The organism is Isoptericola sp. NPDC057653, assembly GCF_042799955.1.
Classification (GTDB): domain Bacteria; phylum Actinomycetota; class Actinomycetes; order Actinomycetales; family Cellulomonadaceae; genus Isoptericola.
In genome coordinates, this window is sequence record NZ_JBHVHP010000001.1 from 953,959 (window position 1) to 970,111 (window position 16,153).

11 protein-coding genes are annotated in these 16,153 nt (G+C 75.7%); 6 read left to right on the forward strand and 5 right to left on the reverse strand.

The window, feature by feature from the left end:
* Nucleotides 1–48 precede the first annotated feature (48 nt).
* A complete protein-coding gene (locus ACFU9A_RS04305) occupies nucleotides 49–1,317 on the reverse strand; it encodes an ABC transporter substrate-binding protein (RefSeq protein WP_430574028.1) in 1,269 nt (422 codons plus the stop codon).
* A 221-nt stretch (nucleotides 1,318–1,538) separates the two neighbouring features.
* Between ACFU9A_RS04305 and ACFU9A_RS04310 the strand changes: the two genes are divergently transcribed.
* Complete coding sequence (locus ACFU9A_RS04310; RefSeq protein WP_430574029.1) at nucleotides 1,539–3,626, forward strand: cytochrome c oxidase assembly protein; 2,088 nt, start codon at nucleotides 1,539–1,541, stop codon at nucleotides 3,624–3,626.
* Between the two features lie 33 nt (nucleotides 3,627–3,659).
* Here the strand turns inward: ACFU9A_RS04310 and ACFU9A_RS04315 are convergent, their stop codons facing one another.
* A complete protein-coding gene (locus tag ACFU9A_RS04315; RefSeq protein ID WP_430574030.1) occupies nucleotides 3,660–4,367 on the reverse strand; it encodes a pyridoxamine 5'-phosphate oxidase family protein in 708 nt (235 codons plus the stop codon).
* A gap of 103 nt (nucleotides 4,368–4,470) precedes the next feature.
* Here ACFU9A_RS04315 and ACFU9A_RS04320 point away from each other — a divergent pair, with 103 nt between their 5' ends.
* Nucleotides 4,471–5,808: a PLP-dependent aminotransferase family protein gene (locus tag ACFU9A_RS04320; RefSeq protein WP_430574031.1), complete on the forward strand. Its 1,338-nt coding sequence runs from the start codon at nucleotides 4,471–4,473 to the stop codon at nucleotides 5,806–5,808.
* A 68-nt stretch (nucleotides 5,809–5,876) separates the two neighbouring features.
* Here the strand turns inward: ACFU9A_RS04320 and ACFU9A_RS04325 are convergent, their stop codons facing one another.
* A complete protein-coding gene (locus tag ACFU9A_RS04325; protein ID WP_430574032.1) occupies nucleotides 5,877–7,094 on the reverse strand; it encodes an FAD-dependent oxidoreductase in 1,218 nt (405 codons plus the stop codon).
* A gap of 192 nt (nucleotides 7,095–7,286) precedes the next feature.
* Here ACFU9A_RS04325 and ACFU9A_RS04330 point away from each other — a divergent pair, with 192 nt between their 5' ends.
* Nucleotides 7,287–9,389: a prolyl oligopeptidase family serine peptidase gene (locus tag ACFU9A_RS04330; RefSeq protein ID WP_430574033.1), complete on the forward strand. Its 2,103-nt coding sequence runs from the start codon at nucleotides 7,287–7,289 to the stop codon at nucleotides 9,387–9,389.
* A gap of 61 nt (nucleotides 9,390–9,450) precedes the next feature.
* Complete coding sequence (locus tag ACFU9A_RS04335) at nucleotides 9,451–9,915, forward strand: SRPBCC family protein (RefSeq protein ID WP_430574034.1); 465 nt, start codon at nucleotides 9,451–9,453, stop codon at nucleotides 9,913–9,915.
* Between the two features lie 60 nt (nucleotides 9,916–9,975).
* Here ACFU9A_RS04335 and ACFU9A_RS04340 read toward each other — a convergent pair whose 3' ends face one another.
* A complete protein-coding gene (locus ACFU9A_RS04340; protein ID WP_430574035.1) occupies nucleotides 9,976–10,623 on the reverse strand; it encodes a TetR/AcrR family transcriptional regulator in 648 nt (215 codons plus the stop codon).
* A gap of 167 nt (nucleotides 10,624–10,790) precedes the next feature.
* Between ACFU9A_RS04340 and ACFU9A_RS04345 the strand changes: the two genes are divergently transcribed.
* Entirely contained in the window at nucleotides 10,791–13,694 is a 2,904-nt protein-coding gene (locus ACFU9A_RS04345) for an efflux RND transporter permease subunit (RefSeq protein WP_430574036.1), read from the forward strand.
* Nucleotides 13,691–15,910, forward strand: coding sequence for a YhgE/Pip domain-containing protein (locus ACFU9A_RS04350; protein WP_430574037.1), 2,220 nt, complete (start codon nucleotides 13,691–13,693; stop codon nucleotides 15,908–15,910). The genes ACFU9A_RS04345 and ACFU9A_RS04350 overlap by 4 nt, the downstream gene beginning before the upstream one ends.
* Here the strand turns inward: ACFU9A_RS04350 and ACFU9A_RS04355 are convergent.
* Complete coding sequence (locus tag ACFU9A_RS04355; RefSeq protein WP_430574038.1) at nucleotides 15,896–16,063, reverse strand: hypothetical protein; 168 nt, start codon at nucleotides 16,061–16,063, stop codon at nucleotides 15,896–15,898. The two genes, ACFU9A_RS04350 and ACFU9A_RS04355, sit on opposite strands and share 15 nt — an antisense overlap.
* Nucleotides 16,064–16,153 lie beyond the last annotated feature (90 nt).

Genomic DNA, 16,153 nt, shown 5'->3' on the forward strand with positions numbered 1-16,153 from the left:
GGCGCGGCGGCTGCGCCGCGCCCGGGCGGGTGGGGTGTGCGGGCTGGGTCAGCCGGCGGTGGAGGCGAACCAGGCGTCCATCGCGGAGTCGACCTTGGCGGGCGCGGTGCCGCCGATCAGCGCCTGCGTCTGCGCGTTGATCTCGTCCGAGTAGCCGGTGGGCAGCGTGCGCTCGCCGTAGCCCTGGCCGGTCGGGGTGTACGACTCGGCGGGGGTGTCCGCCACGATCTGCAGCAGCTCCTTGCCCAGGTCGTCCATCTCGTACTCGTAGCCGTCGCGGAAGTTGCCGTCGACCTCGAGCTGGTCCGCGACCGCGGTCTTGTCGGTCACGAGGAACTCGACGAGCTTGGCCGCCGCGTCCTGGTCCTTGCTCGCCTTGAGGATCGAGTACGGGCTCGCGATGTTCGCGCCCATCGCCGGGTCGGCGACACCGTCGACGGCGGGGGCCCGGAAGACGCCGATGTCGGCCTTGTCCTCGGCCTTGACCTCGGAGCCGACGAACCAGCTGCCCATCGGGTAGACGGCGCTCTTGCCGGACAGGAACGCCTGCTCGGCGTCGGGGTACTTGATGCCCAGCGCGTCCTTGGGGATGTAGCCCTTCGCTACCCAGTCGGCGTAGGTGGCGACCGTGTCGCCGTACGTGTCGGAGAAGGTGACGTCGCCCGAGCTCATCTGCGCGAACCAGTCGGGGTTCTCGGCGATGATCGTCGGCAGGCCGAGGGCCTGGATCGAGTGGCTGGTCATCCAGTCGCCGCCGGTCTGCAGCGGCGTCCAGCCCGCGTCCTTCAGCTTGCCCAGGTCGGCGGTGAGCTCCTCGACCGTGGTCGGCACCTCGGTGATGCCGGCCTCCTCGAACGCCGTCTTGTTGTAGAAGAAGAGGCTCTGCAGCTGGAAGCCGATGCCGGCCATGTAGTACTTGCCGTCGATCGAGTACTGGTCCGCCAGCGGGCCGGTCTTCGCCCAGTCGTACTGGGACAGGTCGACGAGCTCGGGGGCGAGGTCGGTGGTCGGGGGCAGCGACTGGACGACGTCGGGCGCGTCGCCCGCGGTGAGCAGGCGGGGGAGGGCGGCGGTCACGCCCTCGGCGCCCGGGTTCTGGACGACGACGTCGATGTCCGGGTTGGCGTCCTCGAACGGCTTCACGAGGTCGTTCCAGAACTCCTCGGTGAGGTTCGGGGTCACGTTGACGAGGAGGCTGACCTCGGTGGTGCCGCCGGCGTCGCCGCTGCCGCCGTCGTCGGAGCCGGCGCAGCCGGTGAGCGCGAGGGCGGCCACCGTGAGGGTGCCCACGCTCGCGAGGGTGCGGTGCTTGATCATCGTTGATCCTCTCGGGTCGCCGCCTGGCGCGGCCCGCTGCTGTGCGGGTGTCCGCGCCGTCCGGCCTACGTGTGGGGCGGACGCCTGTGGGGGTGGCATCCGGTGTCGAACGAACGCCACGGACACTAATCGATAATCGTTGGATTGGGAAGATCGCTCGGCGGGGCAGTCTCACACCACGGGCGTTCCGGGGCACCGCCCGTCGCCCATAGGCTGGACGGGTGACCTCCGCAGCTCCCGCCGTCCAGCGGTCGGGCGGTACCCCGAGCGCGCCGCAGCGCCCCTGGTGGCTCGTCGCCGCCGGGCCCGCCGCCGTCCTCGTCGCCGTGCTCGCCGTGCTCGCGGGCGGGGCCTACTCGGGCGCGTTCGAGGCGCTGAGCGGGTTCACCGACCCCGGTGCCGCCGTCCGCTTCGGGCTGCCCGTGGTCACCGTGCTCACCGAGGTGAGCGTCTCGGTGACGCTCGGCGCGCTGGTCGTCGCCGCGTGCCTGCTCCCGCCCGGGCGTGCCCAGACGCGGGTGCTCACCACCGCGGGCGCCGCGAGCGCCGTGTGGGCCGTCGCCGCCGTCCTGCAGCTCGTGCTGCGGTACTCCAACATCTCCGGCACGTCGCCCGCGTCGCCCGCGTTCGGGCAGGGCCTCGCGCAGTTCGTCACCGACCTCGACCTCGGCAGGCTCTACCTCGCGATCATCGTCGTCGCGGCCGTGACGTCCGCCCTCGCGATGGCGGTGCGCGGGCCGGTCGGCGCCCTGTGGACCACGGTGCTGCCCGTCGCGGCCCTGGCCATGCAGTCCACCACCGGGCACGCCGCCGGCGCCGCGGACCACGAGCTCGCGGTCGGCGCGATGCTGCTGCACCTCGTCGGCGCGGCCGTGTGGGTGGGCGGCCTGGGCGCGCTGCTCGTGGTCGTGCTGACCCGGGGCGAGGGGCGCGACGACGGTCGCACCGCCGCGTCGGCGGTCGCGCGGTTCTCGCCCGTCGCGGGGTGGTGCTTCGCGGCCGTCGGCCTCTCCGGCATCCTCAACGCGCTGCTGCGCATGGGCTCGTTCGGCGACCTCCTCACCCCCTACGGCGTGCTGCTGCTGACCAAGGCCGTGCTCATGGTCGGCCTCGGCGCGTTCGGGTTCGCGCACCGGATGTGGGTCGTGGGCCGGCTCGGCCGGGCGGACTCGCGAGGCGCGGTGCGGCGCCTGTTCTGGCGGCTGCTCGCCGTCGAGGTGCTCGTCATCGGCGCCGTCTCCGGGGTGGCCGTGGCGCTCGGGTCCACCGCGCCGCCCGTGCCCGACGAGGTCCCCGTGGACGTCTCGCCCGCCTTCCAGCTCACCGGCCGGGCGCTGCCGCCCGAGCCGACGATGGCGCGCTGGTTCACCGAGTGGAGCCTCGACCCGCTGCTGGCGTTCGCCTGCGTGGCCGGGCTGGTCGTCTACCTGCGGTGGGCCGTGCGGCTCGCGCGGCGCGGGGACAGGTGGCCGGTGGGGCGCACGGTGTCGTGGTGCCTGGGCATGGTCGTGATGTTCTGGGTGACCAGCGGCGGCCCGGCGGTGTACGGGCGCGTGATCTTCAGCGGCCACATGGTGCAGCACATGATCCTGGCGATGCTGGTGCCGCTGTTCCTGGTGCTCGCCGCCCCCGTGACCCTGCTGCTGCGAGCCATCCCGGCCCGCAAGGACGGCAGCCGCGGCCCGCGCGAGTGGGTGCTCGGTCTGGTGCACTCCCGGTTCGGCCAGTTCCTGGCCCGTCCGGTGGTGGCCGCGGTGCTCTTCGCGGGCGGCATGATCGCGTTCTACTACACGCCCGCGTTCGAGTTCGCGCTGCGCAACCACGCGGGCCACGTGTGGATGATCGTGCACTTCACGCTGGTCGGGTACCTGTTCGCCAACGCGCTCGTCGGGATCGACCCCGGACCCAAGCGCCCGGGCTACCCCCAGCGCCTGCTGCTCCTGTTCGCGACGATGGCGTTCCACGCGTTCTTCGGCGTCGTGCTCACCACCGGCACGTCGCTGCTCGTGGCCGACTGGTTCGGCAACATGGGCCGGCCGTGGGGCCTGCCCGCGATCGACGACCAGCAGCGCGGCGGCGGCGTCGCGTGGGGCATCGGCGAGCTGCCGACGCTGGCGCTCGCCATCGCCGTCGCGCTGCAGTGGACGAACTCCGACGAGCGCGAGGCGCGTCGCCGCGACCGCAAGGCGGACCGCGACGGCGACGCCGAGCTGGACGAGTACAACGCCATGCTCGCCAAGATGGCCGACCGCGACGCCGACCGCGCCACGGGCGGCGCCTCGGACCGGGACCAGGCGGGCCCCGCGTAGGTCCGGGCTCCCGCGAGGTGGTCCACCTCGCGGTCAGGCGGGCCGGGGCAGCGTGAGCGTCCGCGGGGACAGCCCCGCCAGCGCGGCGACGTGCGCCGGCACCGGTGCGCGGGAGTCGGCGTCGGAGATCGCGGCGCCGACGATGCGCCGCACCGGCACGTGCCCGCCCCACCCGCCGGCGGCGACGTCGGCCGGGTCGTCGACCGGGCCGCCGGCGCGGGCCTTCATGGACGCCTCCCGCAGGGGGACGGCGAGCACCGCGGTCGCGGCGAGCTCCTTGCGGGTCGCGGGGCGCAGGGTCGCGGACCGGCCCGGCGCCAGGTGGTCGACGATGGCGTCCAGCGCGCGGACCCGCTCGCCCTCGTCGGTGACGAGCCGCGCGGCGCCGATGACGACGGCGGAGCGGTAGTTCACGGAGTGGTGGAAGCCGGACCGGGCCAGCACCAGCCCGTCGAGCTCGGTCACCGTGACGCACACGGTCGCGTCCGTCGCCCCGACCAGCCAGCGCGCCGCGACCGACCCGTGGACGTAGAGCGTGCCGCCGTCGTCGGGGCCGTCGAGGTCGACGGCGTAGGCGCAGGGCAGCACCACGGGATGCCGGTCCGGGCCCTCGCCGACGTCGACGCCGAGGTGCGCGACGAGCCCGTCGGCCAGCAGGGCGTGCAGCGCCGCGCGGTCGGGCACGGCGCGGTCCCGGCCGCGCCGCACGGTGGTCCTCGGGGTGGGGGAGAGAGCGTCCATGCCGCTAGCGTGGCTCCTGGTTGGCCTGCCGTCACGAGCCATTTCCCGCCGGATCCGACAGGCCACTTCGCGATCGACATCGACGCCCGACGACAGGAGCCCCGTGGCCGCCCTCCCTGTCCGCCTGGACCGTGACGGCCGCGAGCCGCTCGGCGCACAGCTGTCCGGGCAGGTCCGCGACCTCGTCTCCCGCGGCACGCTGCGGCGCGGCGACCGGCTGCCCAGCACGAGGGCGCTCGCCGCCGACCTCGGCGTCGCGCGCTCGGTGGCCGAGCAGGCCTACGACCAGCTCGTGGCCGAGGGCTGGCTGTCCGCCCGCCGGGGCGCGGGCACGTTCGTCGCGTCGGAGGCGGTGCCGCGCGCCGAGGTGCGGCGGCGCCGGCCGGCCGGGCCGGGCCCGGGCCTGGTGCGCCTGAGCACCGGGGAGCCGTGGATCGACCCGCGGCACCGCGCCGCCTGGCGGCGGGCGTGGCGGGAGGTCTCCGCCGCGACGCCGCCGCGCGGCTACGACGACCCCTGCGGCCTGCCCGCGCTGCGCGAGGCGCTCGCCGAGCGCCTCGGCCGCACCCGCGGCCTGGTGGTGGACCCCGACGAGGTGGTCGTCACCGCGGGCACGACGGCGGGGTTGCGCGACGTGCTCTCCGTGCTGCCGTCGGGGCCGGTGGGCATCGAGGACCCGGGCTACCGCGCCGCCGTCGCGACCGCGCGCGCCGCGGGTCGCGACGTCGTCGACCTGCCCGCCGAGGCCCGGCACGACGAGGCGGCGCTGCGCGGCCTCGCCGCGGCGTACGTGACCCCGGCGCACCAGCACCCGCTGGGCCGCGTGATGCCCGCCGACGACCGTCTGACGCTGCTCGCCGCGTCGCGGGCCACGGGCGCCGTCGTCGTCGAGGACGACTACGACTCCGAGCTCCGCTACGACGTGGCGCCCGTGCCGGCCCTCGCCACCCTCGGCCGGGACCGGGTCGCGTACCTGGGGACGGCGTCGAAGTCGGCGCCGCCCGGGCTGCGGGTCGGGTGGATGGTGCCGCCGCCGGCGCTGCTCGACGACGTGGCCCGGCACCGCGAGCTCGTGCACGACGTCGCCGCGTGGCCCGTGCAGCGCGCCCTGCTGACGCTGCTGCGCGACGGCTGGCTGGACAGCGTGGTCCGCACCGCGCGCCGCGTGTACGCCGAGCGGGCGGCGCGCGTCGCGGCCGTGCTGGGTCCGCACGCCGCCCCGGCGGCGACGTCCGCCGGCATGTACTCGACGTGGCTGCTGCCGCAGGACGCGGCGCTGCGCGCCCACGCCGCCGCCCGGGAGGCGGGCTTCGACCTGCCGCTCCTGTCCGACGTGTGCCGCACCGCCCGGCACACCGGCGTCGTGGTCGGCTTCGGCGGTGTGAGCGACGGGGAGCTCGACCGCGCGCTGGGCGCGATCCGGGCGGGTCTCGGCGGGTGACGTAGCGATCCGTCGCCGTCAGCGCCCGGTACGGCGACGAATCGCTACGTCACCGGCGCGGCCACCGGTCAGAGCAGGCCGTCGACCACCTTCGCGGCCAGGCCGAGCGCGGTGGTCGTGCCGAGCCCGTCCGCGACGGTCACGGTGGTGACGCCCGGCGCTGGGTCGGTGACGACGAAGGGCGTGCCCGCGAACGGGCCGCGGCGCGGGCGCGGCACGACGACGTCGGGCACGGACCAGCGCCGGCGCACCTCCACCGGTCGGCCGAGCAGCGCGCCGGCCTCCCGCAGCAGCAGCGCGTCGGCGACGTCGGAGCGCTCCGGGTCGCGGTCGAGCCCGCCGTCCGCGCGCCGCTCGGCGTCCGTGCGGCGGGCCTCGCCGAGCAGCAGGGAGCCGTCGCCGGCGAGCGGGGTGAACGTCAGGTGGACGGCGGCGTCGAGCAGCTCGGGGGCCTCGGTGCGCAGGCGCTCGCGCACGTCCGCCAGCGCCGGGCTGTGGGCGTAGGCGGCGTCGCGCAGGAGGGTGCTGCCGCCCAGCACGGCGGGGCCGGCCGGGTCGTGCGCGCGCCCCGGGGCGACGACGCGGAGCACCTGCCGCACGTCGTGCCGCAGGCCCGTGCGCGCGGCCTCCTCGGGGAAGAAGCGGTCGAGGTCGGGGCCCACCGCCACCAGCACGCGCCGGGCCACGACCTCGCCGCGCGACGTGCGCACCAGCGTGCGCCCGGTGCCCGCCTCGAACGTCAGCGCCGTCGTCGACCAGGCCACGTCGGCCCGCGGCCGGGCGTCGAGGGCGGTGGCGAGCGCCCGGAGCGCGTCGCGCGGGTCCACGCGCAGGTCGAGGGGGAGGAACGCCCCGCCGACCACCCCGTCCTCGGTCACGCGCGCCCGGTCGGCGGCCTGCGCGGCGTCGAGGAGCTGGGCGTCGCCGTCGCGCGCGGCGACCAGGTCGTCCAGGACGGCGAGCTCGTCCGCCGAGCGCGCGACGACCACGGCGCCCGTGTCCTTGACCCAGAACCCGGCCTCGCGGCCCAGCTTCAGCCAGCGCTCCCGCGACGCGAGCGCGCAGGAGAGGGTGGCGGCGTCCTGCGTCGTGACGGCCACGTGCCCGCCGCGGCGGGCGGAGGCGCCGTCGGGCCGCGGGTCGCGCTCCACCACCAGCACCGAGTGCCCCCGCGCGTGCGCCTCGAGCGCGTGCGCGAGACCCACGATCCCCGCCCCGACGACGACCAGGTCGGCGGTGGCGGGCAGCGGCGGCAGGTGGGTGGCGCGGGGCGACGGTGGTCTCACGACCAGACCGTGCCCGATGTCGACGGGCCCTCTCAACCGCACGGGCCGCCGGGGCGGACAAGTTCAGCGAACGTTCATCCGGCGTTCCCCGTGGCCCCGCTGAGGGGGGCCGAACAGGCGGTTGCGCAGGGAATGAGCGGTCAGTCCGTGCGCAACCGCCTGTTCGGCCGGCGCTGTGGTAGACCGGGGCGCGTGACCCAGGACAACGTCGCCCCCACGCCCTTCCACGACCTCGACCGCTACGTCGAGCTGCCACGCGTCGGCGGGCTCTCGCTGAGCCCCGACGGCACGCGCCTCGTCACCACCGTCCAGACGCTCGACGCGAAGCGCACCGGCTGGACGACGGCCGTGTGGGAGGTCGACCCGACGGGCACGGCCCCGGCGCGGCGGCTGACGCGGAGCCGCAAGGGCGAGTCGTCGGCGGTGTTCGCGGCGTCGGGCGACGTGCTCTTCACGTCCGCCCGGCCGGACCCGGAGGCGGAGAAGGACGACGAGGAGCCGAAGGCCGCCCTGTGGCTGCTGCCGGCCGGCGGCGGGGAGGCGCGCGTCGTGGCCACGGCGCCCGGCGGCCTGGGCGGCGTGCTCGCGGCCCGGGCCGCCGACGTCGTGTCCGTGTCCGCCCCGGTGCTGCCGCGGGCCGCCGGCCTCACCGAGGACGAGGAGCTGCGCAAGCAGCGCACGGACCGCAAGATCTCCGCGATCCTGCACTCCGGCTACCCGGTGCGGCACTGGGACCACGACCTCGGGCCGGACGAGGACCGCCGGTTCGTGGCGCACCTCGCGGCCGACGAGGCCCGCCTGGAGCTGCGGCAGGTCACCGGCGCCGGCCGCCAGCTGTTCGAGCACGGGGCCGACCTGTCCTCCGACGGCGGCACGCTCGTCACGACGTGGGCCGTCGCGGACCCGGGGGCGGCCCAGCGCAGCACGCTCGCCGTGGTCGACACGGCGTCGGGCGAGCGCCGCGCCCTCGTGGACGACCCGGACGCCGACGCGTTCGCCCCCGCGGTCTCCCCGGACGGGCAGTGGGTCGCCTTCGTGTCGGAGTCGGTGACGACGCCCGAGGACGCCCCGGTCGTCCGCCTGGGCCTCGTGCGCCTGGACGGCTCGGGCGAGCCCGAGGTCCTCGCGGACGACTGGGACCGCTGGCCGACCTCCGCCACCTGGCTGCCCGACGGCTCCGGCCTGGTCGTCACGGCCGACGAGGACGGGCGCGGCCCGCTGTTCCTGCTGACCTTCGGCGCGGGCGGCCCCGGCGCGGGGGAGCCCGTGACCGTGGAGCGCGTGACGGCCGACGACGCCGCGCTCTCCGACGTGCGGGTCGCGCCCGACGGGTCGGCGCTCTACGCGCTGCGCACCAGCTACGCCGCGCCGTCGGAGCCGGTGCGGGTGGACCTCGCCGCGTTCGTCGCGTCGGGCGCCGCGGGGGAGCGGGCGCCGGTCGCGGCCGCCGCGCTGCGCGGGCCGGTGCCCGCTCCGGCGCTGCCCGGCACCCTCACGGAGGTCGAGACGACGGTCGCCGACGGGTCGCGCGTCCGCGCCTGGCTCGCGCTGCCCGACGGCGCCGCCGCGGACGCCCCGGCGCCGCTGCTGCTGTGGATCCACGGCGGGCCGCTCGGCTCGTGGAACGCGTGGAGCTGGCGCTGGAACCCGTGGCTGATGGTGGCGCGCGGGTACGCCGTCCTGCTGCCCGACCCGGCCCTGTCCACCGGCTACGGCCAGCGCTTCGTGCAGCGGGGCTGGGGCACCTGGGGCGACGCGACGTTCACCGACCTCATGGCGATCACCGACGCCGTCGAGGCGCTGCCCGAGGTGGACGCGACGCGCACCGCCGCCATGGGCGGGTCCTTCGGCGGGTACATGGCGAACTGGGTGGCCGGGCACACCGACCGGTTCCGCGCGATCGTCACGCACGCCAGCCTGTGGGCGCTCGACCAGTTCGGCCCCACCACCGACCACGGCTACTACTGGAAGCGCGAGATGACGCCGGAGATGGCGGAGGCCTACAGCCCGCACCGGTTCGTCGCCGACATCCGCACCCCGATGCTGGTCGTCCACGGCGACAAGGACTACCGCGTCCCGATCGGCGAGGGCCTGCGCCTGTGGCAGGAGCTGCTCACGGAGTCCGGCCTGCCCGCCGCCGACGACGGCAGCACCGTGCACCGCTTCCTGTACTTCCCCGACGAGGGCCACTGGGTGCTCGCGCCGCAGCACGCGAAGGTCTGGTACCAGGCGGTGCTGGCGTACCTGGCCGAGCACGTGCTGGACGCCGAGCAGGAGCTGCCCGACTACCTCTGACGTCGCCCTCCGAGGTCGCGTCCCCGAGGCCCACGGCACCCACCTGGGTACCGTGGGCCTCATGGGTCCGGGACGCAGCGACCGGCACGGGTACACCGTCACCGCTCCGGTGGCGGCGCCCGCCGCGGTGGTGTGGCAGGTGCTCGCCGACGTCGAGGCGATGCCGACGTGGACGGCGTCGATGGACGCCGTGCGCCGGCTCGACGGGGGACCGTTCGGCCTCGGCTCGCGGGCGCGGGTGCGCCAGCCGGGCCTGCCGCCCGCCACGTGGGTGGTCGACGAGTGGCGGCCGCCGGAGGTGTTCGCCTGGACCAGCCGCGCGCCGGGGGTGCGCACGACGGGCCGCCACGAGGTGCGGGCGCGGGGCGAGCGGCGGAGCGAGGTGACCCTTTCGGTCCGGCAGGACGGCGTCCTCGCGGGCCTCATGTGGCGCTGGACCGGGGCGACGGCGCGCCGGTACGTGGACCTCGAGATCGCGGGCCTCGCCGCGGCGGCGGCCGGGCGGGCCGAGCAGCCGGACCCCTGAGCCCGTGGTGGGCCCAGGTGAGCCCGCCGTGAGCCCGCGGTGAGCCCGGTGCCGAGCCGGTCAGGCGGGGGCGACGATGAGGTCCACGAGGACCTCGAGCATCGTGGTGGCGTCCTTGCGGGCGCCCGCGGCGGGGAGCATCGCGGCGCGCTGACCGGCCTCGTGGGCGCCGAGGAGCAGGTCGATGGCGACGTGCTCGTCGATCGCGAACCGGAGGCCGAGGGCGGTGATGACCCGGTTCAGCGCGGCGATCATCTCCTCGCGCAGCACCTGCTGCTGGTCCACGTAGCGCTGGGCGACCTGCGGGTCGCGCAGCGCGAGCAGCTCGAACTCGAGCTCCATGACGCACCACGACGTCTTGGCGGCCGGGTCGGGCAGCACGGACGCGATGACCTCGCGCACCGTGGAACGGAACCCGTCCGGGGTCTGCAGCGCGGCGGGGTCGACCGTCGCGACGGCGCGCTCGAGCGCCCCGAGGTGGCTGCGGGCCTCGCGCTCCGTGAGCGCGAGGAACAGCTCCTCCTTGCTCGCGAAGTTCGAGTAGAAGGCGCCGCGGGTGAATCCGGCGGCCTCGCAGACGGCCTCGATCGACGCGGCCTGGACACCGACCTGCGCGAACACCTCGAAGGCGGCGTCGAGCAGGCGTTCGCGGGTGCGCTCGCGCCGGGGCGAGCGGCCGGTGACGGCCGTAGCGTCGTCGGGGGCCACGCTCTCGGTGGTCAGGGCTCCTCCTCGGGTTCTGCCGGGCACCGGCCCGGCGCGGGCAGTCTGCCCGGACCGGGCCCACTGTAGCCAATACAGGGATGTATCCGATACGTTCGTGCATCGGATACAGTGCCGTATCGAATCCCTGCTCCGTCGTCCCGGGAGAGCCTGTGTCCTCCGTCCTGTACTCCCTCGGTCGTTGGGCCGCCCGGGCCCGGCGGCTCGTCGTCATCGGCTGGGTGCTCGTGCTCGCCGTCGTCGGCGGTGCGGCCGGCGTGCTCTACCAGGGGTTCGACAACTCCGTGACCATCCCGGGCACCGAGTCGCAGGACGCGCTCGACAGCCTCGCCGCCACGTTCCCGCAGGTCAGCGGCGCGTCCGCGCAGATCATCGTGGTCGCTCCCGACGGGTCCACCATCGACGACGCGGCCGTGCGCGGCCCCGTCACGGACGCCGTCGACGCGATCGGCGAGATCGACCAGGTCGCCGCCGTCACCTCGCCCTACGACGACGAGATGGCCGCGTCCGTCAACGACGACAAGACGGCCACGCTGCTGACCGTCCAGCTCGACGGCGACCAGTCCGTCATCACGGACGCGACGAAGGACGCGCTGCACGACGCGAGCGACGACCTCGCCGCCGCGCTGCCGGACGGCGCGCAGGCCAGCCTGGGCGGCGAGCTGTTCAGCGTCGAGTTCCCGGCGCTGAGCATCATCGAGGCGATCGGCGTCGTCGTCGCCCTGGTCGTCCTCATCATCACGCTCGGCTCGTTCGTCGCCGCGGGCCTGCCGCTGGTCAACGCCCTCATGGGCGTGGGCGTGTCGATGCTGCTGCTGCTCGCCGCGACGGTGTTCGGGCCGATCAACTCGACGACGCCGATGCTGGGCCTGATGCTCGGCCTCGCCGTCGGCATCGACTACGCGCTGTTCATCGTGTCCCGGCACCGGGAACAGCTGGCCCAGGGGCTCGACGTCGACGAGTCGATCGCGCGCGCCGTCGCGACGGCCGGCTCGGCCGTCATCTTCGCCGGCCTCACCGTGATGATCGCGCTGGTGGGCCTCGGCGTCGCCGGCATCCCCTTCCTCACCGTCATGGGCATCGCGGCGGCCGTGGCGGTCGGCGTCGCCGTCCTGGTCTCCCTCACGCTGCTGCCGGCGCTGCTGTCGTTCTCGGGCGAGCGGCTGCGGCCCCGCGCCCCCCGCGCCGCCCGCAAGCCGAAGGGGAAGGCCAGGCGTGCCGCGGCGCCGGCGGACGGGGTCCGCCACAACCGCTTCTTCGACGGCTGGGTGCGCGGCGCCACCCGGTTCCCCGTCCTGACGATCGTGCTGGTCGTGGGCGCCATCGCGGCTCTCGCCTGGCCGGCCACGAACCTCCGCCTCGCGCTGCCGGACGCCGGCTCGCTGCCCGAGGACAACAGCGCCCGGGTCACCTACGACCTCGTGGGCGAGGAGTTCGGCGAGGGCTTCAACGGCCCGCTCATCGTCACCGGGTCGATCGTCACCAGCAACGACCCCGTGAAGCTCATGGACGAGCTCGGCGACGAGATCGGGGCGCTCGACGGCGTCGCCGACGTGCCGCTGTCCACGCCCAACCCGACCGCCGACACCGGCATCGTCCAGGTGATCCCCGAGGGCGGGCCCACGTCCGAGGAGACGAAGGCGCTCGTCAACGAGATCCGCGACCAGCACGACCACTACCTGGAGAAGTACGGTGTCGACCTGTCCGTCACCGGGTTCACGGCCGTCGGCATCGACGTCTCCGACAAGCTCGGCGCGGCGCTGCTGCCGTTCGGCCTCGTCGTCGTGGGCCTGTCGCTGGTGCTGCTCACCATGGTGTTCCGCTCGGTCTGGGTGCCGATCAAGGCGTCGCTCGGCTACCTCCTGTCGGTCGGGGCGGCCTTCGGCACGGTGGCGCTCGTCTTCGAGGAGGGCGTGTTCGCCGACGCGCTCAACGTCACCACGCTGGGCCCCGTCATCAGCTTCATGCCGATCATCCTCATGGGCGTGCTGTTCGGCCTCGCGATGGACTACGAGGTCTTCCTCGTCTCCCGCATCCGCGAGGACTACGTGCACGGCGGTGACGCCCGCCGCGCGGTCCGCACCGGGTTCCTCGGCTCCGCGAAGGTGGTCACCGCCGCGGCCGTCATCATGTTCGCCGTCTTCGTCGCGTTCGTGCCCGAGGGGGACATGACGCTCAAGCCGATCGCCCTCGGCCTCGCCGTCGGCGTCGTGGTCGACGCGTTCATCGTGCGGATGACGCTCGTGCCGGCCGTGCTGGCGCTGCTCGGCGAGCGGGCGTGGCACATGCCGCGCTGGCTCGACCGCATCCTGCCCACGTTCGACGTCGAGGGCGAGGGCCTCGCCAAGGAGCTGCGGCTCGCGTCCTGGCCGGAGCCGGACGCCACCGACGCCGTCGCCGCGCGCGACCTCGTGGTCGCGGGCCCCGACGACGACGGCGGGGAGCCGGTCGTCGGGCCCGTCAGCATGCGGGTGCCGGCGGGCGGTGCGCTGTGCGTGCACGGCGACGCGGCCGCCCCGGTGTCCGCGGTGCTCCTCGCCCTCGCGGGCCGCATGGCGCCCGACGCCGGCGCGGTCAAGGTCACCGGCCTGGTGCTGCCCGAGCGCGCGATGACGGTGCGCGGCCGTGTCGCCGTCGTCGACGCCCTGGCCGAGCGCGGCCGCCCCGCCCCCGCGGTGGACGCCGCGGTGCGCGACGGCGCGCGGGTCGTGGTCGTGGACCGCACGGACGCCGTCGTCGACCGCCCGGCGCGCGAGGCGCTCGCCGGCGCGCTCGCCCGGGCGCAGCACGGCGGCACCGCGGTGCTCCTGGGGGCCAGCGGCGTCGCCGCGACCGACCTGCTCGACGCCGACGGCACGGGCCGCGAGGTCGCCGTGCTGGACGTCGGCGCCGGGTTCGGCGCGCCGAGCGTGCTCACCGGGGCCGACGTGCCCCCGCCCCCGCCGTCCCCCGAGCCGGGCCAGGAGCCGGGCGAGGACCGCCCGGCCGGCGACCCGGCCGCCGGGGGCTCCGCCGAGATCGACGAGGACACCCACGTGCAGGAGGTGCAGGCATGACCGCCGCGACCTCGACCCCGACGAGCGTCGCCGCCGCGCGCCACAACCCGTGGAGCGTCGCCGCCGTCGCGCTGCTGCCGCTGATGATCCTCGGGCTGCTGCTCGCCGCCCTGTGGAACCCGCAGGACCGGCTCGACCAGGTGCCCGCCGCGATCGTCAACCTCGACGAGCCGGTCGAGGTGCAGGGGCAGACCGTCCCGCTCGGCCGCCAGTTCGCGTCCGGCCTGGTCAGCGGCGGCGAGACGGCCGACGGCGCCAAGGCCGCGCAGCCCGCACCCGACGCGACCAACTTCGACTGGACCATCACCGACGAGGAGACCGCGGCCGACGGCCTCGCGAACGGCACCTACGCCGCCGTCGTGACGATCCCCAAGAACTTCTCCGCCGCGGCGACGTCGATGGGCAACGACGACCCGTCGTCCGCCGAGCAGGCCACCATCGACGTCAGCACGCCGCCCGGCGGCCGGGTCGCCGACGACGCGCTGGCCCGCGTCGTCGCCGCGACCGCGACGTCGGTCATGTCCAGCACGCTCACCGAGACCTACGTGGACAACGTCCTCGTCGGCTTCAACGACCTGTCCGACGGCATCGGCCAGGCGCAGGACGGCGCGAACCAGCTCCAGGACGGCGCGGACCAGCTCGCGGACGGCGCGGACCAGGCGTCGGACGGGGCCGGGCAGCTCGCGGACGGCGCGGACCAGCTCGCGGACGGCGCGTCCAGCGCCGCCTCGGGCGCGTCCGGCGTCGCCTCGGGCGCGTCGGGCATCGCCGACGGCGCCGGGCAGCTCGCCTCCGGTGCCTCCCAGGTGGCCGGCGGCGCGCGCGGCATCGCCGGGGGGATCGGCGAGAGCGCCCAGGGCGCGGACGACCTGGCCGAGAGCGGCGAGAAGCTCGCCGGCGGCGCCACCCAGGTGGCCGAGGGCAACCGCGCCCTGGCCGACCAGGTCGCGGCCATCAACGACGAGGTCCCCGACGTCACGGCGATCACGAAGTCGCTGGCGGACGCCCAGAAGAGGGCCGACGAGTTCGCGGCCGCCGCGAGCGCCGCGCTCGGGTGCGACGTCAACCCGTCGACCGACGCCTGCGCGGCGCTCGCGGACACGCTGGCGCAGCTGCAGACGAACTCGGCGGGCGTCGAGGAGACGATCCAGGACGTCGTGGACGCGCGCGGGCAGCTCGACGCCCTCGCCACCCAGACGGACAAGCTCGCGACCGGGGCCGAGGGCGTCGCGACCGGCGTCGAGGGCATCGCCGGCGGCAACCGGGACCTGGCCAAGGGGCTGCGCAAGCTCCAGGGCGGGGCGTCGCAGGTGGCCGACGGCGCCGACGGCGTGGCGTCGGGGGCGGGCACGCTCTCGGGCGGCGCGAACCAGCTCGCGACGGGGGCGTCGCAGCTCTCGACGGGCGTCGGCCAGCTCGCCACGGGGGCGACCGGGGTGGCCTCCGGCGCGACGGACCTGTCGTCCGGCGTCGGTCAGCTGGCGTCCGGGAGCACCGACCTCGCGTCGGGCGCGGGCGACCTCTCCGAGGGCCTCGGCGACGCGAAGGGCCAGATCCCGACGACCACGGACGCGGAGCGCCAGACGCTGTCGTCGGTGGTCGCGGAGCCCGTGAAGGCGCCGACGGCGAACGGCATCAGCACCGGCGCGTCGGGGCCGCTGTTCGCGGTCGTGGCGCTGTGGCTCGGGGCGCTGGCGCTGCTGACGATCTTCCCGCCGGTGCTGGCGGGGGCGCTCGGCTCGACGCGCGACTCGGTGCGGCTGGCGCTGCGCGCGTTCGCGCTGCCCGCCGCGGTGGGCGCGGTCACGGGTGCCGCCGTGGGGGTGATCCTCGCGGCGGTCGAGAGCCTCGACCTCGCCGGCTGGGTCGGCGCGATCATCGTCGGCGCGGTGGCGTCGGTGGCGTTCGTCGCGGTGCACCAGGGCTTCGTGGGCCTGCTGGGCAACCTGGGCCGGGGGATCAGCCTGCTGATCGCGGTGCTGCTCATCGCCACCGGCATCGTCGCGACCGTCCCCTCGCTGCTGCAGGGCCTGGTCGACGCGCTGCCGGTCGGTGCCGCCCGCGACGCCCTGACGGCGGTGGTCGTGCCCGCGGCCGGCGGGCTGGGGATGGGCGTCACGCTGCTCGTGCTCTGGGGCCTGGGCGGCCTCGCGCTCGCCACGCTGGTCACCGCGCGCGGCCGCCGGCTGGGCGTGCGGCGGCTACTGCGCGCCTGACCGCGCCGCGGCGCGCTGCCAGCGCAGCACGAGCAGGGCGTCGGCGCGCCGCCGCGCGGCGACGCCGAGGTGGGCCACCTGACGGTGCTCCATCAGGGCGTGCAGGTCGTGGTCGAGGGCCCAGGTGAGGGCCCGGCAGACGTCGTCGGACAAGGGCGCGAGCGTGGATGGTGCGGGTCTCACGGCTACGAGAGATGTCCGACTCGCCGGTTTGTGACATCTGGTGTGTCAGCGGCCTGCAGC

Bases quoted from the DNA above. Each gene is read 5' to 3' on its own strand.
- ACFU9A_RS04305 (WP_430574028.1), bottom strand. From the start codon at position 1,317: ATGATCAAGCACCGCACCCTCGCGAGCGTGGGCACCCTCACGGTGGCC.
- ACFU9A_RS04315 (WP_430574030.1), bottom strand. From the start codon at position 4,367: ATGGACGCTCTCTCCCCCACCCCGAGGACCACCGTGCGGCGCGGCCGG.
- ACFU9A_RS04335 (WP_430574034.1), top strand. From the start codon at position 9,451: ATGGGTCCGGGACGCAGCGACCGGCACGGGTACACCGTCACCGCTCCG.
- ACFU9A_RS04350 (WP_430574037.1), top strand. From the start codon at position 13,691: ATGACCGCCGCGACCTCGACCCCGACGAGCGTCGCCGCCGCGCGCCAC.